At 59.6% G+C, this 24,270-nt stretch carries 23 protein-coding genes and 2 tRNA genes; 23 read left to right on the plus strand and 2 right to left on the minus strand.

All coding sequences use genetic code 11. The features are described from left to right. Positions 1-17 precede the first annotated feature (17 nt). The 13 genes from ruvX (at position 18) to DW123_RS05130 (ending at position 10,491) form a co-directional block, all read left to right on the plus strand. Positions 18-446: a Holliday junction resolvase RuvX gene (gene ruvX / locus DW123_RS05070; RefSeq protein ID WP_117742838.1), complete on the plus strand. Its 429-nt coding sequence runs from the start codon at positions 18-20 to the stop codon at positions 444-446. Further along, positions 439-1,824, plus strand: a complete 1,386-nt coding sequence (gene mltG, locus DW123_RS05075) for an endolytic transglycosylase MltG (RefSeq protein ID WP_233540131.1) — start codon at positions 439-441, stop codon at positions 1,822-1,824. The genes ruvX and mltG overlap by 8 nt, the downstream gene beginning before the upstream one ends. A gap of 1 nt (position 1,825) precedes the next feature. Continuing rightward, the gene (locus DW123_RS05080) at positions 1,826-2,323 is read left to right on the plus strand and encodes a YqeG family HAD IIIA-type phosphatase (protein WP_117646451.1); all 498 of its coding nucleotides are present in this window, start codon (positions 1,826-1,828) and stop codon (positions 2,321-2,323) included. Between the two features lie 8 nt (positions 2,324-2,331). Further along, positions 2,332-2,865, plus strand: coding sequence for a shikimate kinase (locus tag DW123_RS05085; protein ID WP_117735064.1), 534 nt, complete (start codon positions 2,332-2,334; stop codon positions 2,863-2,865). Next, complete coding sequence (locus tag DW123_RS05090; protein ID WP_117735065.1) at positions 2,862-3,971, plus strand: hypothetical protein; 1,110 nt, start codon at positions 2,862-2,864, stop codon at positions 3,969-3,971. The genes DW123_RS05085 and DW123_RS05090 overlap by 4 nt, the downstream gene beginning before the upstream one ends. Before the next feature lie 133 nt (positions 3,972-4,104). Then, entirely contained in the window at positions 4,105-5,235 is a 1,131-nt protein-coding gene (locus DW123_RS05095; protein ID WP_117735066.1) for a Xaa-Pro peptidase family protein, read from the plus strand. 159 nt (positions 5,236-5,394) lie between these two features. Continuing rightward, positions 5,395-5,958 (plus strand): elongation factor P, encoded by a 564-nt coding sequence (gene efp / locus DW123_RS05100; protein WP_006233983.1) that lies wholly within the window; start codon positions 5,395-5,397, stop codon positions 5,956-5,958. Between the two features lie 24 nt (positions 5,959-5,982). Then, positions 5,983-6,345 (plus strand): Asp23/Gls24 family envelope stress response protein, encoded by a 363-nt coding sequence (locus DW123_RS05105; RefSeq protein WP_006233982.1) that lies wholly within the window; start codon positions 5,983-5,985, stop codon positions 6,343-6,345. Positions 6,346-6,348: 3 nt separating this feature from the next. Continuing rightward, a complete protein-coding gene (gene nusB / locus DW123_RS05110; protein ID WP_147326609.1) occupies positions 6,349-6,936 on the plus strand; it encodes a transcription antitermination factor NusB in 588 nt (195 codons plus the stop codon). Between the two features lie 2 nt (positions 6,937-6,938). Further along, positions 6,939-7,178, plus strand: coding sequence for an exodeoxyribonuclease VII small subunit (locus DW123_RS05115; RefSeq protein WP_117735067.1), 240 nt, complete (start codon positions 6,939-6,941; stop codon positions 7,176-7,178). Between the two features lie 34 nt (positions 7,179-7,212). Then, complete coding sequence (locus DW123_RS05120; RefSeq protein ID WP_233540134.1) at positions 7,213-8,016, plus strand: TlyA family RNA methyltransferase; 804 nt, start codon at positions 7,213-7,215, stop codon at positions 8,014-8,016. Beyond that, positions 8,013-8,873 carry an NAD(+)/NADH kinase gene (locus DW123_RS05125; RefSeq protein ID WP_118273436.1) on the plus strand — a complete coding sequence of 287 codons (861 nt, stop codon included), beginning with the start codon at positions 8,013-8,015 and terminating at the stop codon, positions 8,871-8,873. The genes DW123_RS05120 and DW123_RS05125 overlap by 4 nt, the downstream gene beginning before the upstream one ends. Further along, positions 8,863-10,491: a DNA repair protein RecN gene (locus tag DW123_RS05130; RefSeq protein WP_118273437.1), complete on the plus strand. Its 1,629-nt coding sequence runs from the start codon at positions 8,863-8,865 to the stop codon at positions 10,489-10,491. Before DW123_RS05125 ends, DW123_RS05130 begins: the two co-directional genes overlap by 11 nt. A gap of 59 nt (positions 10,492-10,550) precedes the next feature. On the opposite strand, the gene DW123_RS05135 is transcribed toward DW123_RS05130, so the two are convergent. After that, a complete protein-coding gene (locus DW123_RS05135; protein WP_118273438.1) occupies positions 10,551-11,408 on the minus strand; it encodes a MurR/RpiR family transcriptional regulator in 858 nt (285 codons plus the stop codon). A gap of 272 nt (positions 11,409-11,680) precedes the next feature. Between DW123_RS05135 and DW123_RS05140 the strand changes: the two genes are divergently transcribed. The 10 genes from DW123_RS05140 to DW123_RS05185 all read left to right on the plus strand — a co-directional run bounded on the left by DW123_RS05140 (position 11,681) and on the right by DW123_RS05185 (position 22,522). Continuing rightward, positions 11,681-13,690 carry a fructose-specific PTS transporter subunit EIIC gene (locus DW123_RS05140; RefSeq protein WP_117735072.1) on the plus strand — a complete coding sequence of 670 codons (2,010 nt, stop codon included), beginning with the start codon at positions 11,681-11,683 and terminating at the stop codon, positions 13,688-13,690. Between the two features lie 421 nt (positions 13,691-14,111). After that, positions 14,112-14,375 (plus strand): HPr family phosphocarrier protein, encoded by a 264-nt coding sequence (locus DW123_RS05145; protein WP_022094575.1) that lies wholly within the window; start codon positions 14,112-14,114, stop codon positions 14,373-14,375. Between the two features lie 133 nt (positions 14,376-14,508). Then, positions 14,509-16,212 carry a phosphoenolpyruvate--protein phosphotransferase gene (gene ptsP, locus DW123_RS05150; protein WP_118273439.1) on the plus strand — a complete coding sequence of 568 codons (1,704 nt, stop codon included), beginning with the start codon at positions 14,509-14,511 and terminating at the stop codon, positions 16,210-16,212. A 74-nt stretch (positions 16,213-16,286) separates the two neighbouring features. Next, positions 16,287-17,219, plus strand: a complete 933-nt coding sequence (locus DW123_RS05155) for a 1-phosphofructokinase family hexose kinase (protein WP_117735074.1) — start codon at positions 16,287-16,289, stop codon at positions 17,217-17,219. A 189-nt stretch (positions 17,220-17,408) separates the two neighbouring features. Next, the gene (locus DW123_RS05160) at positions 17,409-18,341 is read left to right on the plus strand and encodes a 1-phosphofructokinase family hexose kinase (RefSeq protein WP_118273440.1); all 933 of its coding nucleotides are present in this window, start codon (positions 17,409-17,411) and stop codon (positions 18,339-18,341) included. A 198-nt stretch (positions 18,342-18,539) separates the two neighbouring features. After that, the gene (locus DW123_RS05165; RefSeq protein ID WP_118273441.1) at positions 18,540-19,934 is read left to right on the plus strand and encodes a CCA tRNA nucleotidyltransferase; all 1,395 of its coding nucleotides are present in this window, start codon (positions 18,540-18,542) and stop codon (positions 19,932-19,934) included. 227 nt (positions 19,935-20,161) lie between these two features. Then, positions 20,162-20,238 (plus strand) — tRNA-Glu (locus DW123_RS05170). 22 nt (positions 20,239-20,260) lie between these two features. After that, positions 20,261-20,337, plus strand: a tRNA-Glu gene (locus tag DW123_RS05175). A 150-nt stretch (positions 20,338-20,487) separates the two neighbouring features. Beyond that, positions 20,488-21,792: a lysylphosphatidylglycerol synthase transmembrane domain-containing protein gene (locus tag DW123_RS05180; protein WP_118273442.1), complete on the plus strand. Its 1,305-nt coding sequence runs from the start codon at positions 20,488-20,490 to the stop codon at positions 21,790-21,792. Positions 21,793-21,910: 118 nt separating this feature from the next. After that, positions 21,911-22,522: a TetR/AcrR family transcriptional regulator gene (locus tag DW123_RS05185; protein ID WP_158570733.1), complete on the plus strand. Its 612-nt coding sequence runs from the start codon at positions 21,911-21,913 to the stop codon at positions 22,520-22,522. Between the two features lie 179 nt (positions 22,523-22,701). Here DW123_RS05185 and DW123_RS05190 read toward each other — a convergent pair whose 3' ends face one another. Further along, positions 22,702-24,135: a radical SAM protein gene (locus DW123_RS05190; protein ID WP_118273444.1), complete on the minus strand. Its 1,434-nt coding sequence runs from the start codon at positions 24,133-24,135 to the stop codon at positions 22,702-22,704. Between the last annotated feature and the right edge of the window lie 135 nt (positions 24,136-24,270).

Here is a 24,270-nt window from a genome sequence, read left to right on the forward strand (position 1 = left end):
GAACCTAAGTAGTCGCTGTGGTCGCGCTCGCGCTGGACATAGGGGAGACTAGGATCGGTATTGCCGTCTCAAGCCGTGATGGCAAGATGGCAATGCCTGTCAAGGTGCTTCCGGCTGCTGAGGTCACCGGTATGTCCAAGACGTTTCGCTACATGGTCGAGGACTATGAGCCCGATATCCTGGTAAGCGGACGTCCCTTGACCATGGCCGGTGAGCCCGGCCCCCAGGCCGAGCGCGTCGCCGCCGTAGCGCAAAAGATTGCCGACGAGCTCGAACTTCCGCTGGAGTTTGAGGACGAGCGCCTGTCCTCGCAAGAGGCCAAGCGCATCTTGCGCGAGCAGGGACTCAACGAAAAGCAGATGAGGGGCAAGATTGACATGATTGCCGCTAGCCTGTTTTTGCAGACGTGGCTTGATCGTAAAAACGAGGAGGTCTCGCATGCCTAGCGCTTCCGATCCGCGCCAGCCGATTCGCCAGGGACAGCCTGTGCCGCGCCCTACCCAACCTGGCCAGCGTCCGGCACAGCCGACACAGCGCGCAGCTCAGCCTGCCGCGCGCCCGGTGCAGTCCTCCTCTCGTTCGGCCCAACCTGCTCAGCGGACGGGTCAGCAGCCCACTGCTCGTACAGCCCAGCCTACAGGCGGTACCCGCTTTAAGCAGCAGGCACCTATCCAGCGAACGCAGGCCCCCCAATCGCATTCGTATCACGCTCATGGCTCGCACGGCGTTGCTCCGGCCACGCGATCGAGCTATAACACGCACGCCCGCCGTGGTGCCCAAAAGAAAAGCTCCCCGGTGCCTATGATTATCGGTGGCGTCGTCGCCGTGCTTGCGCTTGTCGCGATCGTTTTCTTTGTCGTGCCAGTCGTCAAGGGCTTCTTTGCCGGCGAGGATTCGAAGGTCACGGCTGGTCAGCAGGTTACGGTGACCATTCCCGACGGTGCTTCGGGCGATACGATCGCCTCGATTCTCTCCGAGAACCATATCGTCGAAAATCCCAAGGATTACTATGCGGCGGTAAAAAAGCTCAACGCCGATATGTCGCTTAAGCCCGGTACTTATTCGTTCACCACGCTCATGGATACGACTAAGGTGGTGCAGCAACTCATGGAAGGCCCCAACGCGGGCTCCAATGCGCTGACGATTCCCGAGGGCTTGACGGTCGATCAAGTCGCCGACCGTGTGGCCCAGGCCTACGACAGCATCTCTAAGGAAGACTTCCTCAACCAGGCCAAGGCCTCCAACTACGTGGACGATTATAGCTTCCTTAGGGGTGCTGCAAACGATTCGCTCGAGGGCTTCTTGTTCCCCAAGACCTATTCGCTGGGCGATTCGCCGACGGCCGATGAAGTGATTCGCGCCATGCTCGATCAGTTTAAGACCGAGTACAAGTCGCTTGACTTTGCCAGCTGCGAGGCCAAGATCAAGGAGCGCTACGGTGTGGAGATGTCCGATTACGACATCGTTAACCTTGCCTCTATCGTTGAGCGCGAGGGTCTCAACGCCGATCAACGGTCGCACGTGGCCTCGGTCTTCTACAACCGCCTTGCCGGTAAGCTTGACGGTCTGCGTTATCTCAACAGCGATGCGACCATGATGTATGTTACCGGCGGCGAGGTTACCGCCGACGACCTGCAGAGCGATAGCCCGTATAACACCTATAAGCACGAGGGCCTGCCGCCCACGCCCATCTGTTCTCCGTCGCTCGAGGCGCTCAAGGCCACCCTTGAGCCGACCGACTCCGATGACCTGTATTTCTACATTACACAGGACGAGGAGTATTTCTCGCAAACCTACGAAGAACATCAACAGTCTTGGAATTAGCATGAGGATTTTTAGCCCCAAACGATACGTTGCCTCGGTCGATCGCATCGACCTTGATACCCTGTGGGCCGACGGCAAACGCGCCATTCTGCTCGATCGCGATAACACCCTGGTGCCGCGCGATACCGAGCAGGTTCCCGCCGCGGTTTCCGCTTGGCTCGATGCCGCCCGTGCCAAAGGCTTTAAGCTGTGCATGGTGTCCAACAACTGGCATCGCGACCAGGTCATGAGCTCTGCACGCGAGTTGGGGCTCGAGGCCATCAGCCACGCTATGAAGCCGGCTCCGTTTGCCCTCAAGGCGGGTCTTAAGCGCCTCGGCGCCACGGCCGATGAGGCGGTGCTGATCGGTGATCAGCTCTACACGGACGTGTGGAGCGGCAACTTTGCCGGCGTCGATACCATCCTGGTCAAGCCGCAAGCAACCCAGGACCTGTGGTACACGCAGATCTTCCGTATCTTTGAGCGCCGGGCCCTGCGCGACCTTCCCTGCGAGGAATAGGTCTCGCTATGTCCCAGCACATCAAACACGGCTGCGACCATATCTTCTTTATCGGCTTTTTGGGCGCGGGCAAATCGACGCTCGCGCGCAACGTCGGCACCATGTTCAAGCGGCGTTTTATCGATACCGACCGCCTGGTCGTGCGTCGATGCGGCAAGTCGGTTACCGAGATTTTTGAGACCGAGGGCGAGGATCGTTTTCGCGAGCTCGAGACCTCGGCACTCCGTTCGCTTCAAAGCGAGCGCAGCCTGCTGGTATCGTGCGGGGGTGGCATCGTCGAGACGCCAGTGAACATTAAACTGATGCACGAAATGGGTACGTGCGTGTACCTCGAGGGCGACTTCGAGGACTCGTTGCGCCAGATTCGTCGGTGCGACACGCGCCCCGATTTCCGCTCGCCCGAGCATGCCGCGCGCCTGTTTGAGCATCGCCGTCCGCTGTATCGCCAGGCAGCCGACCTTACCCTTGATATTCGCAACAAGTCCTTCGAGGACGTTTCCTACCTTTGTGCCGAGATGCTTTTGGAGCGTGGACTGCTATGATTCGCCGTCAACTGATCAATTTCCAAAACCGCAGCGTCGATGTCCGTGTCGGATTGGGCGCGTTCGATGAGCTGTCGCGTATGTTTGCCTCGGCCGTGGGCAAGCCTAAGCGTGCGATGGTCGTTTGGAACACCGCCACGTCAGAGCGTTTTGGCGAGGTCGTTGAGCACGCTCTGGTCGATGCTGGCTTTGCCGTGTCGCCGCTCGTCCTCGAGGTTTCGCCTGCCGGTGCCACGCTGGCCGATGCCGATACCGTCTTTGGCGCCCTGTCGGCTAACGGCATTACCTGTGACGATCTCGTTGTCGCCGTCGGCGACACGGCGACCTGCTCGGTTGTTAGCTGGTGCGCCAACCAGTGGTGCGGCCGAACTGAGTGCGCGCTGCTGCCGACGACCTTCGACGCCATGCTCACGGTCGCGACGACCATGAAGCCGCTCGTCGCCTCGTCGGCCAATGCGCTTCCCGCTATCGCGTTCCGTCCCGAACCGGGCTTGGTCGTGTGTGACCTCGACCTTGTTCGCGAAGCGGACCCCGAGGACCTCAAGCTCGGCTATGCGGTACTTGTTGGCACCATGCTTTCGAGCAGCAAGTCGCGCTGGAATCAGTTTATTGAGACTGTCCCCGAGATTCTTGCTGGTGAGGAGGTCGCGCTCGTCAATGCCGTCCAATGGTCTCAGACTGCCCGCAAGGACGTATTGATGGCCACGAACCCGAGCGCTCGGCATGCGCTCGATTTTGGCAAGACGGGAGAACGCACCCTGCGCGCCTGCTTGGGAGATGCCGCTTCGCGGATCCCTGCCTACCAGCTGTTGTCCGAGGGCATGCGCTTTGAGGCACGCCTAGCACATGATGCCTGCGACTTCGATATCGACTATGTGTTTGATGTCGATGACTGCCTGGAGGACTTTGGCATCGAGGAACTTGCCTTCGACCTGGAGCCTACCGCGTTTGTCGAGGAGTTCCGCAGGCAGCAGTTTGCGCGCTCGAACCGTAGCATGCTGCCGTTGCCCGCGGCGCTTGGCGCTATTCGTTTGACCAGCGTGGAGGACGAGGTTCTCGAGCGCCATGCCCAGGCGTATCTGGCTTCTCGTAAGGAACTTCTCTAAGATTTATTGACATCCATCGTCTTTCGTATCATGTTGAGGGACGGGTTTTCAATCGGTTACGAATCGCTTGCGTTTTCGTACGCTGATTGAGCCCGTCCCGTCTGTATGTGACGACAACAAGAAAGGAATCTGCATGTCTGAGTTTGCTGCCGGTCCTGCCGGTCGTATCGAGCGTGTCCGTGCCCTGATGGTCGAGCGTGGCTACGACGCCATCGTGGTGCGCGACGAGGCAAATCTTCGTTGGCTTACGGGCGTGAAGGGCGTCTTCGATTACACCTTCGAGTTTCCGCACGCGGCGTTTATTACGGCTGACCAGTGCCTGTTCCATACCGATTCGCGCTATCTCAACAGCTTTGAGGAGAACACGCCCGCCGGCAGTCCCTGGGTCTACGACATGGACGAGGGCACCATCCCCGGTTGGGTCGCCGGCAAGATCGCGGCCAACAAGTGCCGCGTCTGCGCTGTCGAGGACGATATGCAGATTAACTTCTACCAGGGCATTCAGCGCGGCCTGGAGGACCGCTCCGTCGCTTGCATGCTGCCGCTGATGCACGACGACATCCGTAAGATGCGCGCCGTCAAGGATGCCGAGGAGATCGAGCTCATGCGCCACGCACAGTCGATCACCGACGCCGCCTTCCAGCATATGCTCGGCTTTATTAAGCCTGGTATGACCGAGAAGCAGGTTCGCAACGAGCTTGAGAACTTTATGTTCGCCAACGGCGCCGACAGCTTGGCCTTTGGTTCCATTGTCGCGAGCGGTCCCAACACTGCGAACCCGCACGCCGTCCCGAGTGACCGCGTGATCGAGAAGGGCGACTTCGTCCTCATGGATTACGGCGCGGGCTATTGCGACTACCGCTCCGATATGACGCGTACCGTCGTGATGGGCGAGCCTACCCAGGAGCAGCTCGACCTGTACGAGCTCGTGCGCCGTACGCACGAGGAGTGCATCGCCGCCATCCATCCGGGCGTCGAGGGCAACGACATCTTCAGGCTCTCCAAGAAGATTATCGGGGATGCCGGTTATGGCGATTACTACAACCATGGCCTGGGCCACGGCGTCGGTATCGACATCCACGAGCTGCCCAACTTCAACCGTAGCAAGAACATCATCGAAGTTGGCTCGGTTATTACCATGGAGCCCGGCGTGTACCTGCCCGGTGTGGGCGGCGTGCGCTTGGAGGACTACGGCGTGGTCACCGAGAACGGCTACGAGCCCTTCACCAAGACCCCGCATGACCTCCACGTTATCGACTGCTAGTCTACTTCGTAGATAGTTTGAGGCGGGGCGTCCGAAATGATTCGGGCGCCCCGCGTTCTCTTTTTATGCGCTCTCTGCAGGCGCCGTCTGCAAGTGTATAATTTCGGTCGTATGTAATTTGGACGCTTGTGCGTTCTGCCTATAACAAGAAAGGTCGCTATGCCTACCATTTCTACCGCCGACTTCAAGAACGGCCTCGGTCTCCGCATTAAGGACAAGGTCTACACCATCGTCGAGTTCCAGCATGTCAAGCCGGGAAAGGGTGGCGCGTTTGTGCGCTACAAGACCCGCGACATCAAGAGCGGCCGCGTCGTCGAGAACACCTGCAACGCCGGCACCAAGTTCGAGAGCGTCATGCTCACCACCCGTGAGTTCCAGTACCTCTACAACGATGGCACCGACTACATCTTCATGGACAACGAGTCCTATGAGCAGGTTCCCGTTCCCGAGGACATGGTGGGCGAGAACTCCAAGTGGCTGCGCGAGAACGACATCTGCCAGCTGCTCTTCGCCGACGATGAGCTCATGGGCGTGACCCCGCCGATGTTCATCGAGACCACCATTGTCCAGACCGACCCGGGCTTTAAGGGCGACACCGTCCAGGGTTCCACCAAGCCGGCCACGATCGACACCGGCGCTGTCATCCAGGTCCCCATGTACCTCAACGAGGGCGAGGTCATCAAGGTTGACACCCGCGACGGCAAGTTCGTCTCCCGCGTCTAGCAACCAACTCTTCTAGGAGGACTCATGCCCCAGGAAATCAAGATTGACGGTATCGGCATTTCGCCCGATGTTCTGACCGCCATCGTCTCGCGCGCCGTGTCGGATGTCGAGGGCATCGCCTCCGTTGGCGTCAAGGACCTTGCCACCAACCTTGTCTCCATGATGCTCTCGTCCAAGGCCCCGGCTTCCGAGCCGGCGGTCGAGGCCGAGGTCGTCGGCGACAAGCTCGCACTCACTGTGCGCGTCGTGGTGTTCTTTGGCTATCCGTTCAAGAAACTCGCCGAGGCCGTTCGCGCCGCAGTGGTCGCCGCCATCGATGCCCAGGTGGGCGTTGAGGTCGAGCGCGTTGACGTTTGCATCGACGGCCTCGTTTTCCCCAAGGAGTAACCTTTGAGCCTTAAGGTTTATCGCGGGCGCACGCTTGCCCGCAGTCAGGCGCTGCAGCTGCTGTTCCAGGCCGAGGCCACGGACAGCCCGCTCGAGCGCGTCCTCGAGGGCGATTTCTTGATCTCGAAGGGTCCCCTCGACCCCTATGCGTTGGTGCTTTGCCGCGGTGCCTACGAGCATATTGATCGCATCGACTGTGCCCTGCGCGCCGTCGCCAAGAACTGGGATCTTATGCGCATGCCCGGTGCCGACCGCAATCTGCTGCGTATCGCTGTCTATGAGATGCGCTTCCTCACCGACGAAGAGGTTTCGGACGCTATCGTGATCAACGAGGCCGTAGAAATCGCTAAGGCTTATGGTACCGACCAGTCCGCATCGTTTGTCAACGGCGTGCTGGGCAAGATCGCTCGCAGCGAGGAGCTGCCGGGCGAGGACCTGTACCAGGAGCTGCTGGCCGAGGATCGCGCTCGCGAGGAGGCACAGGCTGCCGAGGCGGCCGCCAAGGTCGCTGCCGCTCAGGCTGCCGCCGGCGTATTAGCCGAGGATGCGGACGCTGCTGAGGCCGTCGAGGCCGACTCCGTCGAGGAGTAGTCATGCCAGAGGGTTCTGTCCGCAACTTTGACGAGATCTCGGACCGTCTAGACCAGATCATCGCTACCGTTCGCTCCAAGGATACGTCCTTGGAGCGTTCACTCGATCTGTTTGACGAGGCGATTGAGCTGGGCTCCCGCGCGGTCGATATGGTCGACAAGTTTGAGCTGACTCCGCGTGAGGCCGATAAGCTCCAGCAGGAATACGATGAGGACGCGGCAAACGAATCCCAGGATAGCTAGCCGCATCTCCGGATACGAATGGTTGATGGCATTCATGAAACGCGTGCGTCTTGATGACGAACTGATTTCACAGGGCATCTGCGCCGATCGCGCGGATGCCCTTCGCACTCTTATGGCCGGCTTGGTCTCGAGTGGCGGCAAGCGCTTGACTTCACCGGGCCTTAAGGTGACCCCGGGTCTGCCGCTGCACGTGAAGGGGCGCATTCCCTATGTCGGCCGCGGCGGTCTTAAGCTCGAAGGCGCGCTTGATGCGTTTGGCATCAATCCGACGGGCCTTGCCTGTCTGGATGTTGGCTGCTCTACCGGCGGCTTTACCGATTGCCTGCTCAAGCGCGGAGCTGCGACCGTTGTCTCGGTGGACGTGGGTCGCGCCCAGTTCGATTGGTCGTTGCGTCAGGACGATCGCGTGGCACTGCATGAGCGCACAAACGTGACGCAGCTGCCCGAGCTTGGCTATGCGGGCGCCATCGACCTGGCTGTGTGTGATGTCTCGTTTACCAGCATTGCGAACATTATCGATGCGGTGCTGGCGTGCTTGGCACCTATGGGCGCATTCTGCACGCTCGTAAAGCCGCAGTTTGAGGCTCCGGCGGCGCTGGTGGGTGAGGGCGGCATTGTGACCGATCCCGCCGTGCGCCGCGATACACTCGCGGCGGCGATTGAGCTCTTTGCTGCCAAGGGCCTGTTCCCGGTCGATGTGTGCGTGTCACCCATTCATGGTGCCAAGGGCAACGTTGAGTTTTTCCTGTGCGGCACGAGGTTTGCCCCCGGTGAACGCACCGACGATGAGCTGCAATCCCAGGTATCGGTTTTGAGCGAGAAAGCTGCAACGCTATGAAGGTCTTTCTGGTTCCCAATTACTACAAGCAAGAGGCGGTCGAGAGTGGCCTGATGCTCGAGCTTTGGCTTTCGCGCCAGGGCTACGAGGTGGCATGGGCTGCCGATCAGCGCTCCAAGATCCAGAGCGCGCCCGATGTTGACGATGCCGACCTGGTCATTACGCTCGGCGGCGACGGCACGCTGCTGCGCGCGGCTCGTATCCTCAACTATCGCGAGATTCCTATCCTCGGTCTTTCCTATGGCCACCTGGGCTTTTTAACTGCTGCGAGTCCGCAGGAGCGCGACATCCTGCAGGTCGTGAGCGATGCCCTGTCCGGCGAGCTGCACGTGAGCCGTCGCGCCACGATCGCCGCGGATATCGTGTCCGTGCGCGACGATGGCACGAAGGATGTCGTGCGCACGTTCGCCCTCAACGACATGGCGCTCACGCGCGGCCCCCTTTCCGATATGGTCGAGTTTGACATCACAGTGTCGGGCCACCATATCGATCGCTTGCGTGGTGATGGCGTGGTCGTGTCCACGGCGACTGGTTCTACGGGGTACGCGCTGAGTGCCGGTGGCCCCATCGTGAGCCCCGACTATACGGGCATGGTCTGCGTACCCATTGCCCCGCACACCATTCAGGCCCGTGCCTTTTTGACTTCGCCGAGTGATGTCGTCGAAATCTTTATGTCTGATGACCGCCCTAGCGTTCCGGCGATCGCTATCGATGGACAGTTTATTACCTGCGATGGGACCGTCGAGAGCGTGGCGGCGCGCCGTGGGCCCGGAGATGTGCTGCTGCTCGATTACGGCCCCGAGAGCTTTTATAACTCGGTGAGCCGCGTATTCTACGGAGTCCGTCATGATCGATGAGCTGCAGGTTTCTAACATTGCACTCATTCGCGAGGCGACGTTGGTGCCGAGTGCCGGCCTGACTGTCCTGACCGGCGAGACCGGCGCCGGCAAGACCGCGCTGCTCTCGGCGCTCAAGCTCATTTTGGGCGAGCGCGCGGATTCGTCGATGGTGCGCGAGGGCGAGGCGCTGGCGAGCGTCGAGGCGCGCTTGTTCGACGGGCCGCACGACACGGAAGGCTTCACCGTGCAGCGCAGCCTTTCCGCCGAGGGCCGCAGTCGCGTAAAAATTGACGGCCGCATCGCCAGCGTGCGCGAGCTTTCGGAGTGCGTTGGCGTGATGATGGATTTGTGCGGGCAGCATGAGCATCAGCGCTTGCTCGACCCGGCGCATCACGTTGCGATGGTCGATGCCTGGGCGGGGCGCTCTGCGCTCGAGGCGCTGGATGCGTACCGCACCTGCTTTAAGGCATCGCGCGCTGCCGCCAAGGAAGTTCGACGTGTCGAAGAGGCCTCGCGTGCGCAGGGGAGCCGCGTCGAGGAGGCGCGCTTTGCCCTCGAGCGCATCGGCGAGGTCGATCCCAAGCCGGGCGAGTATGAGGAACTCGAGGAACTGCTGCCGCGCTCTGAACATGCCGAGGTACTGGTTGCCACAGCTAACGATGCCCATGCATCGCTTGCCGCCGAAGGGGGAGCGCTCGATGCCGTGAACAGTGCCGTGGCAGAGCTTTCCCGTATGGCTGCCGTCGATCGCAAACTGGGTGACATTGCCGATGCGCTTTCGGATGCCTGTATCTCCCTTGAGGATTGCGCGAACGAACTTCGTGCCTATCGCGATGGCGTCGCCTTCGACCCGCGCGAGCTCGCTCGCATGCGTGAGCGGTATTCCGACCTCAAGGGCCTGTTGCGTCAGTGGGGTCCCACCATGGACGATGTTTTTGCCATGCGCGATCGCTCGCAAGAACTGCTGTCCCTGGTCGATGATGGCGATGAACAGATCAAAAAGGCGCGTGAGGCGCTCGGGATCGCCGAGCGCGAGTTGTTTGCCGCTGCCAAGGCACTTAAGCGCGCTCGCAATACGGCGGCCCCGCGCTTCTGCCACGAGGTTGGCCGCCAGATGGCGCGCTTGGAGATGGGCAGTGCCGAGCTCGTCTGGGAGTCACGTGATCTTCCCCGTGCTGAGTGGACGCCCGTTGGTCCTTCGAGCTACGAGTTGCTATACCGCAGCGGTGCCGGTTTGACGCCGCGCCCCCTGCGCCGAATTGCGTCGGGCGGCGAGCTAAGCCGCGTCATGCTGGCAAGCAAGGTTGTCCTCGGTAACGCAGACGGTGTCGATACGCTGGTGTTTGACGAGGTTGATGCTGGTGTTGGTGGCTCCACTGCGCGTGCGCTTGCAGGCGTGCTGGCAGATCTCGCCGCTACACATCAGGTGATTGTCGTAACCCACTTGGCACAGGTTGCCGTCATGGCCGACAAGCATTATGTTGTCAGCAAGGAACCGGGCGATGTTCCCCAGACGCATTTGGACGAGGTAACCGGCGAAGCGCGTACCGCCGAGATCGCCCGCATGCTCAGCGGCGATCAGTCCGAGGCAAGCTTGGCTCACGCAAAGCAGATGCTCGAAGAAGCTCGAGGTTAGGTCGTATCAGCGGTGTTGGTGGGACAAAATAGACTGTAATTTTTGTCCCACAACGCGTTTTACTCTACGACCTTGTCCGGCTGGATGAGCTCCTCGTAGTAGCTGATATGCTCGCGCGCGTCCTCGATTTCGGGCAGCAGGAAGTTGTAGATAACCTCGATGATCATCGTTGCGCTGATTTTAGAGAACGCAAAGTCGCCCGTCGTCAGCAGCGCTTCGTGGTTGACGGTATTAAAGGTGTAGTCTGCCAGGCGCGCGAGCGGGGATTTGCTGTCGCTGCTGATGACGACTATGGTTGCGCCGCAGTCGCGAGCCGCTTTTGCCATGCGATTCAGTCGGCGCGATTTGCCGGAGTTTGAGATAAGCACGATGACGTCACCCGGGCGCAACGTGAGCGCAAAGCCGATTGATGTCTCGCTAATGGTGCTTGCCATGCAGCGCAGGCCCAGCTGCGAAAACTTAAACGTCGCATCGAGCGCGACCGCGTTCGTATTGCCCACAGCCGCAAACTCAATAACCCCTGCATGCTTAAGGGCATGCACAACAGCCGCCAGCGTATCGTGGTCGATCCCGTCGATGGTCGCATTAAGCTCGCTCACCTTGGCAGCCAGAATGTTCTTGAGGCTCTGCTCCATATTGTCGAGCGAGACTTCGTCAGTCAGGCCCTCGTTGCGCTGGCTTTCCAAATCCCTTGCCAACGAAAACTGAAAGCTGCGGAAGCTACCAAAGCCAAGCTTGCGGCAGAAGCGAGAAACGGTCGCCTCGGACGTGGCGGCGGCGCGCGAGAGCTGAGCCGCCGTGAGGCGTGGCGCCTCGGACTGGTGCTCCAATATATAGTCGACAATGCGCTGCTCGGACTCGCTATATCCCTGATGGGTACTAATGAGGGAAAGCGCGCTCTTGCTACTATCGGTCATGGATGGCTCCTGGTTGGCATGAAAATCGGACTCGTTTTGTAATGTCTTAGTATAGGGGGATTGTCAATTACAAGATACACCTTGCCGTTTCAAGTGTTGATGGTAAACTTTCACTTACCGTTTACGGTTATGAAAGAACCTTTCACCGGAGAATTGCGCCTTGTCTCTTCTCACGCGGACGGTAGGTTGGTATCTTTCAGTTGTGGAAAAGCGCGCAAGGACGCGCGTGTAGGGGAGCGCCTGCGGGCGCAAAACTTAAAAAGGAGGGACACATGGCTAAGTTTGACATCATTGCCGCGACCGGTTGCCCGACCGGCATTGCGCACACCTTCATGGCGAAGGAGGCGCTGGAGAAGGCAGCTGCCGAGCGCGGTCTGACCATTAAGGTCGAGACTCATGGCCAGGTCGGTGTCGAGAACGAGCTCACTAAGAGCGAGATCGCTGGCGCCAAGGCCGTCGTCGTCGCAGCTGACAAGGATGTCCAGGCCGAGCGTTTTGCCGGCAAGCCCATGGTTTCCGTTGGTGTATCCAAGGCCCTGTCCGTTGAGGCCGCCGGTAAGCTGATTGACCGCGCGCTCGCCGCCAAGGGCGACAGCACGGTTGAAGCCGCTGCCGATGTCGAGGACGAGGTCGAGGAGAAGGAGTCCATCGGCCACGTCATCTACAAGCACCTTATGAACGGCGTCAGCCATATGCTGGTCTTCGTCGTCGCCGGTGGTGTCCTGACCGCCGTTTCGTTCCTGTGGGGCATCACGTCCTTCGATTCGACGGCTGCCGACTACAACAGCTTCGCCGCTATGCTCAAGATCATCGGCGGCATTGCCATGAACCTCATGGTTCCCGTGCTTTCCGCCTATATCGCCGAATCCATCGGCAAGCGCCCGGCTCTCGTCCCCGGTTTTGTTGCCGGTATGATCGCCATCCAGGGCCTGCCTGTTAACGCCGAGACCGGCATGATCGACGCCGGTGGCGCCGGCGTGGGGTTCGGCTTCCTCGGCGGCATCGTCGGTGGCTTCCTCGCCGGTTATGTCATCCTACTGCTCGAGAAGGTCTTTGCCGGTCTGCCCAAGAACCTGGACGGCCTCAAGGCAATCTTTTTGTACCCGCTGTTCTCGACGGCTATCGTCGGCCTGGTCATGCTCGGCATTTCCGGCCCCATGGCTGCCATCAACACCGCCATGATGGACTTCCTCAAGGGTCTGTCCGCCTCTGGCGCCGTTGTTCTGGGTCTTGCTATCGGCTGCATGTGCGCCTTTGACATGGGCGGCCCGGTCAACAAGGCTGCTTATGTCACCGGTACCGCTATGCTCACCGAGGCCCTGGCCGCCGGTGTTGGCACCGACACCTACAACTTCGGTACCAACTTCATGGCCGCCGTCTCCGCCGCTTGCATCGTTCCGCCGCTGATCACCACCTTCGCCGTCGTTGTCGGCAAGAAGTACTTCAGCCAGGAGGATCATGACGCCGGTATCGTCAACCTCATCCTTGGTTGCACCCACATCACCGAGGGCGCCATTCCGTTCATGACCAAGAACATCTGGCCCGTCATGCCCATCATGATGCTCGGTTCCTCTATCGCTTCGATCCTGACCATTATGTTCAACGTTCACGATCCGGCGCCTCACGGTGGCTTCCTGGTCCTGCCCGTTGTCGAGAACGGTCCGCTGTGGGTCCTCGCGATCCTCATCGGCGCCGTGGTCGGTGGCATCCTGTTCGTGGCCTTCAAGAAGCACGACTTCGAGAAGAATCAGAAGGCCGCTCCTGCTGCTCCCTCTAAGTCGGTCGAGGCTCCCAAGCCCGCTGCTGTCGAGGCCCCCAAGGCCGAGGCTGCCGACTTCGTGAAGGTCGAGAACGTTTTTGTCGCCGAGGACTTCACTTCTCGTGACGAGGCTCTGAGCTTCGTTTCCAACCAGGCTGTCAAGGCCGGTATCGCCAGTGACGCCGACGCCGTGATGAACGCCTTCCTGGCTCGCGAGGCCGAGGGCACCACGGGCATGATGGAGGGCTTCGCCATTCCGCATGCCAAGTCCGACGCCATTACCGAGGCTGCCGTCATCGTCGTCAAGGACGAGTCTGGCGTGACCGGTTGGGACACCATGGACGGCGCTCCCGTCAACGTGGCCATCGCTCTGCTCATCCCGGGTGCCCAGGCTGGCACCACGCACCTCAAGATCCTGTCCAAGGTCGCCGAGGCGCTCATGGACGAGGACTTCCGTGCCACCGTCAAGGGTTCCACCGACGCTGCCGAGATCGCAAAGACGATCAACGCCCGCCTGGTCTAATCCCACAGTTCGCGAATTACATCGCCCCCTGTAATAAAGGCGGAGACCCTCTCCAGGGCCTCCGCCTTTTTCGAAAATAGAGAACACACCGGTTGATCCCATCAGCCAGAATTCCTTTCAGCCGACATTGCTCTGGACCGACCGAGTTTCCGCAGCTTGCTCGCCGGGCGGGGCGATTAAGTTTGTCGCGAGTTCCGCACGCAAAGGAAAGCACTTAATGTGCTTTCCGTCTTGCGCAGGACTGTAGAGCAGCAAACTTAATCGCCCCGCCCGGCGAGCAAGCGGACGACAAACACATCTGTCCAATAATTCGTCTGAAACACAATGAAAAACCGTTTGATGTGAGTTAATATAAACAACGTCGTGAATCTGACTCCTGTCGCATGCATGACAGGGGTTAAACACAAAAAAGGAGTCAATTATGGTTTCTGAGAAGGCTACCCTCGTTAATCCTCAGGGTCTGCACATGCGTCCGGCTGGCCTGTTCGCCTCCACCATGGGCAAGTACGCCTGTGACGTGACGGTCGTCACCCCCGAGAAGGAGGTCAACGGCAAGTCCCCGATGGCCCTCATGGCTGCTGGTATCCCCTGCGGCACCGAGGTTGAGGTCAAGTGCGACGGCGCTGACGAGGCCGAGGCTCTGGCTGCTGCCATCGAGCTCATCAAGAGCGGTCTTGGCGAGTAGAACTCAAACGGGTCGCATGTTGAACAACTAAGTTCATATTTGGGGGCGCAGTGACCTGTTTTAAGGTAGCTGCGCTCTTTTGTCATGGATATGGCAAAACGCTTTATCACATGACACGGAGAGAGGAATGGGAATGTATCAGGGAGTCAACGCTTCTGAGGGCATCGGTATCGGCACCGTCATGGTCGCCGTCGATCCCGACTTGACGTTTGAGCCGCACGAGGTTGCTGATTCGGCAGCAGAGAAGGAGCGCTATCAGACCGCTCTTTCGGTCTTCTGCGATAAGACCCAGGCTCAGGCCGACCACATGAAGGAAACGGTGGGCGAGGCCGAGGCCGAGATCATGAGCGGACACATTGTCCTGGCTCAGGACCCGGGCATGACCGACGCCATCAACGCCGCCATTGATGGCGGCACCTGCGCCGAGCAGGCGCTCATGGACACCTCGACCATGTTCGAGAACATGTTCCTGTCCATGGACGACGAGATGTTCCGTCTGCGCGCGGCCGACATCGCCGACATCCGCACCGGTATTCTGGCCGAGCTGCTGGGCAAGGAGGTCGTCGACCTCTCCGTCCTGCCCGAGAACACCGTCGTTGTCGTGCACGACCTCACGCCGTCCATGACCGCCACGATCGACAAGGCTCACGTTGCCGGTATCGTCACCGAGACCGGTGGCCGTACGTCGCACTCCGCGATCATCGCACGTGCCCTCGAGATTCCAGCCGTCCTTTCAGTTTCCAACAGCTGCACCGCACTGCGCAACGGCATGACCGTCGTCGTCGACGGTGGCAAGGGTGTTGTCGAGGCCGATCCCGACGAGGAGACGCTTGCCGCCTACACCGCCAAGGCCGAGGCCTTCGCTGCCGAGAAGGCAGCCCTCGAGTCCTTCCGCGGCAAGCCTTCTGTGACTGCCGATGGCATCAAGAAGATCATCGCCTGCAACATCGGCAACCCCGATGACGTGCCCAACGCGCTCGATCACGACGCCGAGGCTATCGGCCTGTTCCGCTCCGAATTCCTGTTCATGGACTCCGCCGATCTTCCTTCCGAGGAGGAGCAGTTCAACGCCTACCGCAAGGTCGCCAGTGCGCTTAAGGGCGCTCCGGTCATCATCCGCACGCTCGATGTGGGTGGCGACAAGGAGATTCCGTACCTGCACATGGTCAAGGAAGAGAACCCTTTCATGGGCTTCCGCGCCGTGCGTTACTGCCTGGCCAACCCCGACCAGTACAAGGTGCAGCTCCGCGCCCTGCTGCGCGCCAGCGCCTTTGGCGACGTCAAGATCATGATCCCGCTCGTCACCTGCGTCGAGGAAGTCGTGGCCGTTAAGGAGCTCGTCGAGCAGTGCAAGGCCGAGCTGACCGAAGAGGGCCGCAAGTTCAACGAGAACATCGAGGTCGGCATTATGGTCGAGACGCCTGCCGCCTCGCTGCTCGCTGACCGCCTGGCCGAGGTCGCCGACTTCTTCTCCATCGGCACCAACGACCTGATTGGCTACACCATGTGCGCCGACCGTGGCAACGACACCATCTCCAACCTGTACCAGGTGTACTATCCCGCCGTGCTCCGCTCTCTCAAGAACATCATCGAGAGCGGCGTGAAGGCCGGCATCATGGTCGGCATGTGCGGCGAGGCCGCTGCCGATCCGCTGCTTGAGCCGCTGCTGATCAGCTGGGGCCTGGAGGAGTTCTCGATGAGCGCTCCGTCGATCCTGCGCGCCCGCAAGACCATCAGCCAGTGGACCAGGGCCGAGTGCGACGAGCTCGCCGAGAAGGCGCTCGCCTGCAACACCGCCGCCGAGGTCAAGGCGCTGCTCGAGTCCGCAGCTCGCTAATTTGGTATCAGAGGTAACCGCGTGGCTGGAATGGGCCGGCCACGCGGCCCTCACGTATACAGGGGGTACTGTAAATGTTCTACACGCTAACTGCTAACCCGGCTGTCGACATGACGGTTTCGAGCTCTCCGCTTGAGCCTGATGAGAACGTCCGCACCGGTTCGGCCAGCTACACGGCCAACGGCAAGGGCCTCGACGTGTCCTTCGCCTTCAAGAAGATGGGGGTCGACACCGTCGCGCTCGGCTTCTTCGCTGGCTTCACCGGCAAGTTTATCGTCGAGGAGGTCATGAACCTCGGTTGCCTGTGCCGCCCGGTCTGGACCGACGGTATCACGCGCATCAACACCTACGTCAACGATGGCCAGCACGAGTACGGTATCCTGAACCCCGGCGCTCCGATTACGCCGCAGCACCAGGAGGAGCTCTACAACATCCTGGACACCGCGGGCGATCTTGAGTGCCTGATCGTCTCCGGCTCCGTGCCTCCCAAAGCCACGCCCGACTTTCTGGCTCAGGTCATGGAGCACGCTCAGGCTCGTGGCGCCGATGTCGTCCTGGACCTGTCCTCCGACAAGCTCAAGGAGCTCGCTCACAAGAAGCCGCTGCTCATCAAGCCGAACCATCACGAGATGAAGGCTATCTTCGGTGTGCCGGTCGATACCGACGACGAGGTCCGCATTGCCATGAAGCTGGCTCACGAGGCCGGCGTTCAGAACGTGCTGCTCACCCGTGGTAGCCGCGGCGACGCCTACTTCTCCAACGGCGAGGACATCTGGTACGCGAAGCGTGAGTTCAACATCAAGCTGGTCTCTTCCGTCTGCGCCGGCGACTGCACCCTCGCTGCGTTCCTGCACAAGTGGTACAAGAACCGCGACAACGTCGAGGAGGCCATGAAGCTCGCTATGGCCACCGGTGCCAACGTTGCCGAGTCCGTCGGCATTGGCGACTTTGGTCACGTCGACGAGTACAGCAAGCGCATTGCTGTCCGCAAGCTCGATCGTCAGTAATCGAAACGCGACATATTCGTGCGCATGCGGCGCCCCGGTTTCGGCCGGGGCGCCTTTTTTGTTCGCCCATGGGGGAGACATGTTCTGCCGTACTTCATCGCTTCCACACCGTTTACCGAGTTGTCCTAGCCTTTTACCGATGTGTGGAATATACTTTCATTAACACGTTGCCTTGTGAAAGGAACATTCATGATTTACACGCTCACTGCAAATCCCGCCATCGACTACAACATCGCCTGCGACGGTCTTGACGCCAACACCGTCACGCGTACCCGCAACGCCGTTTACACGCCCAACGGCAAGGGTCTCAACGTCTCGTTCACCCTCGATCACTACGGCGTCGACACCACGATCCTGGGCTTCTTCGCCGGCTTTTCTGGCGAGTTTATCGTCAAGGGCGCCGAGGCCCTGGGCGTACCCGTCAAGCCCGTGTGGACCGATGGCATCACGCGCGTCAACGTGTTCCTCAACGCGGGCCCCGATACCGAGTACAACATGGTCAACGCCGGTGCCGCCATCAACGAGGCCAACGAGCAGGAGATGTTCGAGCTCATCGATTCGCTCGACGACATGACCTGTCTGGTCATTAGCGGCTCACTGCCCCCCAACACTTCCGAGGGTTTCCTGTCCGAGGTGCTTCGCCGTGTTAAGGCAAAGGGTGCCGAGTTCGTGCTCGATATCTCGAGCCATCAGCTGGCAGACCTCATTGCCATGGAGCCTCTGCTGATTAAGCCTAATGACGACGAGCTGCTCGATATCTTTGGCATTAAGGTAAGCGGCGGCGACGACGAGTCCGTCAAGGGTGCCATGGCCGAGCTGCACGCCAAGGGCGCTAAGAACGTGCTGCTGACCCTTGGCGGCGATGGCGCGTACTTCTCCAACGGCGAGCACATCTGGTTTGCCAACCGTACTTTTGAGGTTAAGCTGCTGTCGACGGTGTGCGCGGGCGACTCCTCCCTGGCCGCTTTCCTGTCCGTGTGGCACGACGCCCCCGAGCGCGTCGAGGACGCCCTGCGCCTGTCGATGGCAACCGGCGCCAACGTGGTCGAGTGCCCGGGTCTGGGTGACTTTGCCAAGGTGGAGGAGTACAAGAAGGGTATTGCCATCCGTCAGGTTTGCTAGCGCGGCACACGGTTACATTCTTTGCTTGTCGAGCACCCGTCTCGGATTTTCGAGACGGGTGCTTTTTTAAGCCTGCTGTCGAGCCCTTGGGGCTCAATCGTGCGCGAAGTGGGTTCGTGTGTGCGCCTTTTTCTGTTTCTTGCTAGACTTCTTGAGAACCAACAATCAATACACTCGCAATTGCAGGAGGCCACAGGAATGTGCACAGTTTCGCTTAACGCTACGCAGCCGTCAGCCGCCTCCCTGCGCGTCCTACGCGCGCTCGAGGCAGCTGGTCTTGAGGCTTGGTACGTAGGCGGTTGGGTACGTGATGCCCTTATGGGATGCCCCAGCCACGATGTTGATATGTGCTGCAGCGGCCTGTGGCAGGAGTCCAAGGTAGCACTCGAGGCTGCCGGCATTGCGGTGGTTGAATCGGGCATTAAATTTGGCGGCATCACCGCCATTAGTGATGGCGAGCGTATCGAGGTCACTACGTACCGCCTGGACGGCTTTTACACCGATGGCCGCCATCCGCAAAGCGTGGAGCGTGCGGCGTCGCTTGAGGACGATCTGGCGCGCCGCGACTTTACCGTCAACGCCATGGCCTGGCATCCCGAGCGCGGGCTTGTCGACCGCTACGACGGCCAGGGTGATTTGGAACGAAAGCTGATCCGTGCCGTCGGCGATCCCAAGCGTCGCTTTAACGAGGATGCCCTGCGCATGCTGCGTGCGGTGCGTTTTGCCTGCCGCCTGGACTTTGTGATTGAGCCCGAGACTAAGCGTGCCCTTGCCGAGTGCGCGCCGCTGCTCGATGCCGTGGCGCGCGAGCGTGTGGGCATTGAGCTCGAGGGCATCCTTTCGACCGGCCACGGGGGAGACGCCATGCTGCGCTACCCCGAGCTTGTTTGCGCCGCCGTGCCCGAGTTGGCAGCGGGTCGCGGGTTTGATCAGCGCAGCGTCTACCATGCCTTTAACGTTTACGAGCATATTGCCCGCGTGCTGACGGTGGCAGGGGAGCTGGCGCTGTGTGACGGCGTCGCGCCCTCGTCGAGCCTGATGTGGGCGGCGTTTTTGCACGACGTTTCCAAGCCCGAGTGTTTTACGGTCGACCATGCGGGCAGCGGCCACTTTTACGGTCATCCCGAGCTCGGGGCCAAGAAGGCGCGTGTCATTATGGATCGCCTGGCGCTTTCGCACGACTTGGTGCGCGACGTGTGCTTGCTCATCAATTACCATGACAAGCCGCTGCGCCCCGAGCGTACTTGTCTGCTCAATATGATGCGCGCGCTTTCGAGCGAGGGCGTCGACACCGCCCGCCTGATGGACGAGCTCATGGATCTCAAGCGTGCCGATACGCTCGGCAAGGCCCCGTCGTGCTTCTATTACGTCGAGACCATCGAGGAGATGCGCGCGCTGGCGCAGGAGCTACTGGAGGCAGGGGAGCCCTATACGCTCAAGATGCTCGCCATCAACGGCGGCGATCTGATCCGCGCCGGCGTGAAGCCGGGGCCCGAGCTAGGTCAGCTTCTCAACGCAGCGCTCGACGCCGTGATCGAGGACAACATCCCCAACGACCGCGAAGCTCTTTTGGTCCATCTCAACCTAGGGTAGTTAATTTGGGACGGGGCTTTTTTAGCTACCCCTGCCGGCAGCACCGGCGGTTCGGTCGATTGACGGCTAGGGCAGCTAAAAATGCCCCGTCCCAAATTAACTACCTTGCTGACCTGCGCGTTCCATAACCTGCCGACAAATTTTCGGCAATTTGGAATTTTTTCTTGCGCTCGCGTTTTTTGTCCCGTAATATATTTCCTCGCAGCACGGCAGTGTAGATGTCATGTGGCCCGTTCGTCTAGCGGTTTAGGACGCCGCCCTCTCAAGGCGGAGATCACCAGTTCGAATCTGGTACGGGCTACCATTTCTTTTCTGCCGAGACTTATGGCCCGTTCGTCTAGCGGTTTAGGACGCCGCCCTCTCAAGGCGGAGATCACCAGTTCGAATCTGGTACGGGCTACCATGCATCTGATACCCGGACTTCCAACGGAAGGCCGGGTTTTTTATTATCAAACAACCGTCTGCAATTCCCGTTTGAACAAGAGCTTTACGTTCTGCTTATGGCCCTTACGGGTACAATAACCAAGTTATTTTGACTGTTAGAAGGAGTCTCATGACGGAGTCCTCTCAGCATACGTCCAAGCCCCTGGTCGAGGTTGAGGCCTCGGGCGGCGATGACAATAAGAGCGCACGCCGCGGCGCCATCTTTATCGGCGTTGTGCTGGTGGGTTATATCGTCTATCTGGTGGTAACCGGGCAGATGGGGCAGTTCTGGGCTGCTATGTCGAGCGTCCAGGCGCCCTGGCTCGTTGTCGCATGTCTATGCATGTTCATGTATCTGTTCTTTGGCATTGTGGCCTATGCGATCGCCGTCTGGCTCGACCCCAATTCACCCGTCGGCATTCGCGACCTGATCTCTGTCGAGGCGAGCGGCATCTTTTTTGGCAACCTGACGCCCATGATGATGGGCTCGACTCCTGCCCAGATTTACCGCCTGACCAAAGCGGGCCAAAATGTCGGCGAGGCCGGCGCCACGCAGTTCACGCGTTTTATCGTGTATCAGTTTGGCCTTGTTGCCTGGGGTGCTATCCTGCTACTTGCTCGCATGCCGTTTTTCGCCGAGCGCTATGGCGACATGACACTGCTGTGCGTCTTTAGCTTTGGCGGACACTGCTGCATCTTGCTAGGTATCTTTGCCGTCGCGCTCATGCCTAAGACCGTCACGCGCGTCGCCCATTGCATCATTAATTGGCTCGAGCGCATAGGTGTCTCGTCCACTAAGATCGAGGGATGGCGCACGTTTGTCGATGGCGAGGTCTATTCGTTCTCCGAGAAGTTCAAGCTTTCGGCTGGTCATTTTTCGTCCATGCTGCTCACCGTGTTTATCACCATGCTGCAGCTCGCGTTTTTCTATCTGGTGCCGTATTTTCTGATGCTTGCCTTTGGCCACCACGAGGTCGACTTTTTCTCGGTCATGGCCGCGAGCGCCTTTGTTCAGCTCCTCAGCTCTGCTGTTCCCCTGCCCGGTGGCACCGGCGGTGCCGAGGGTGGCTTCGCGCTTTTCCTGGGTCATTTCTTTGGATCGGCTTCGACCGCCGGCTATCTGCTGTGGCGCCTCATTACGTTTATTGCGCCGACCATTTTGGCTGCGCCCCTGCTGGGCCTTAAGAGCGCCCACAACGAGAGCATCCATGCGCGCTGGGATCGCGTGATGCGCAAGCTCGGACGAACGCCTCAGACGTCCTCTAAGCCGGCAAAGCCCCATCCTGTGAACGCGGTTACGGTGGATCCCAATCAGCATTCTCAGAAGGCTTCTGGGGCCGCCAAACCGTCGCATAAGGCCTATGTGCGCCAGACAGGCGACGGCATCCGTGTGTCCCCGGCTGCTTTGAACAAAAAGAAGCTCCCTAAGGCGTAACAGTTGGTCGTGCGTTCTTCATGTTGCCGGGCTTTTTTGTGCCGGATGGGGGATAATCCTCTTACGTAGATTAACTCTCATCTGTTGATGAATGCTCGCATTCCGAAGGGACACGTCCATGGACACCAGCAAACCGCGCCTCGACCGCCGCATCGTTCGCAGCCGCAATGCCATCCTTTCTGCGTTTGAGCGCCTGCTGATGGATAAACCGCTTGCCGATATTACCGTGAGTGCCATCGCGCGTGAGGCAAATGTCGATCGTAAGACCTTCTACGTGCATTTTGGCACGGTCGACGGCCTGCTCGATGCCATCGCCGCCGATGTGGTCGAGATGATCGTCGACTCTGTCGAAAAGACGCTTTCCACTATGGGCAGTGACCCCAACGAGCGCGCCCTTGGAGCGGCGGCTACCTTCTTTAAGACCATCAACGAGGCACTTTGCAATAACCTCGTGCTCAATCGCCAGCTGATTGAAAACATCCCGCTCGACGATTTTATGACGCGCTTGCGCGTGCCGCTCGAGCACGAGATTGCCGAGCGCGACCTGCTGCCCCACGGCCTCAAGGACGAGATGTTCGATTACTATCTGGCTTTTTTGCTTTCGGGCATTATCGGCATTTACCGCACGTGGGCGCTCTCCGATGGCTCGGTGCCCATTGAGCGCATCTCGGAGGTCGCAAACAATCTGACGTTGAACGGACTATCGAGTCTGGAATCTCGTTTCGAATAGCACGAGCGCCTTATCCCCCCCCTGAGTTGCGGTGAAATAGGGACTGAATAGGCCTTTTAACAGTTTAAACACTCCCTATTTCACCGCAACTTAAGAGGTTTTGGAAGATATAGAAGGCGCTGGGCCTCGAGGACTATCTCGTGTCCTCGCGCCTTCTTTGGCAATTGCGTTATCGGGCACTAGCAGTTGCTTTTGAGCTTGCGGCCCTGTTGTTCAAACTTATGCATGTCGCTGTCGGCCATGCCCTGCGTCTCGTCCTCATGGCGTTTGGTGTAGAGCGGATCGTCGGGATCGTTCCAAATGCGATCTGCCACGGGCGCCCAGGCCTCGGCTGCGGCGCGGGTCTTTTCACGCAGCTGCTCGGGCGTTTCCTTCTCGACCAGGTCGGTGCTCGTGGCACCGGTTTCGGCCACCATCTTGGGCAGCACGTCGGGGTTCTCGAGCATGGGACAGGGCTTGAGGTAGTTGTCGTTGAACGGCTGGCCCTCGTAATACTTCATAAAGAGGGGAGAGCGCAGCGCGTCCAGCAGGCTTACATCGTGGATGTTGGCATTTGAGTAGTGAATGAACACGCACGGCTCCACGTCGCCGGCCGCATTGATGTGCAGGTAGCGACGGCCGCCCGCGATGCAGCCGCCGACATACTCACCGTCATTTTGGAAATCGAGCGTAAAGAGTGGCTTTTTCTCGCGCATCTCGCGAATAAAGTGATACATGTGCTCACGCTGCTCGGGCGTGGGCATGAGCTCCGAGGTGGCGTTGCGCCCGACCGGCATAAAGTGGAAATACCAGCAGAAGAGCGCCCCCTCGTCGATCATCCAGTCCATGTTTTCCTCGGTGGCGACGGTATCGGCGTTGGCGCTCGTCCAGCAGGTCGATATGCCAAAGGGCAGATTGCGCTCGCGCAGGAGCTTCATGGCGTGCTCGATCTTGGCATAGGTGCCCTCGCCACGGCGGGCGTCGGTAGTGTGCTCGTTGCCCTCGGCGCTAATGGCGGGAACAAAGTTTGCAACGCGAATCATATCGTCGCAGAATGCCTCGTCGATGAGCGTGGAGTTGGTAAAGCAGAGGAACACGCAATCTTGGTGCTTTTCGCAGATCTTGATGAGGTCGTGCTTGCGGACGAGCGGCTCGCCCCCGGTATAGATGTAGATATGCGTGCCGAGCGCTTTGCCCTGCGTGATGATGGAGTCGATGTCTTCAAACGAGAGGTTCTGCTTATAGCCGTACTCGGCTGCCCAGCAGCCCGTGCAGTGCAGGTTGCAGGCGCTTGTGGGATCGAGCAAGATGGCCCACGGAATATTGCACTGGTACTTTTCGCGGCTCTTCTCCTGTTGCGGCCAAGCGAGCAGGTTACCGTCGACAATAAGCGTCTTGAGCAACTTGGCGCGCATCTTGGGATTGAGGGTGAAAACGCGCATGATCAGGTCATACCAATTGCCGCGGCTCTTGATGACGTTGGTGAACGCCTCGCGCTGCGCGGGAAATACGCGATCGGGGACCAGCTTGTTCACAAGGTCCATGATTTTGTCGATGTTTTCCTGCGGGTTGTCGTCGAGATAATCGATGAGTTTGTTGAGCGCTGCGCGCTCCGCTGACTGTGTAAGCGACATGAGCATATCCTTTCACGTGTACTTCGTGTGAGATAATACCCATATGTGGAATTAAATGCGTCTAAAGAATCCGTAATGTGTCTATTCAACGAATCAATTTGATTTGGGGCGAAGTGTCATGCCCCGACACCTTCT

It is taken from the genome of Collinsella sp. AM10-26 (assembly GCF_003472525.1).
GTDB lineage: Bacteria > Actinomycetota > Coriobacteriia > Coriobacteriales > Coriobacteriaceae > Collinsella.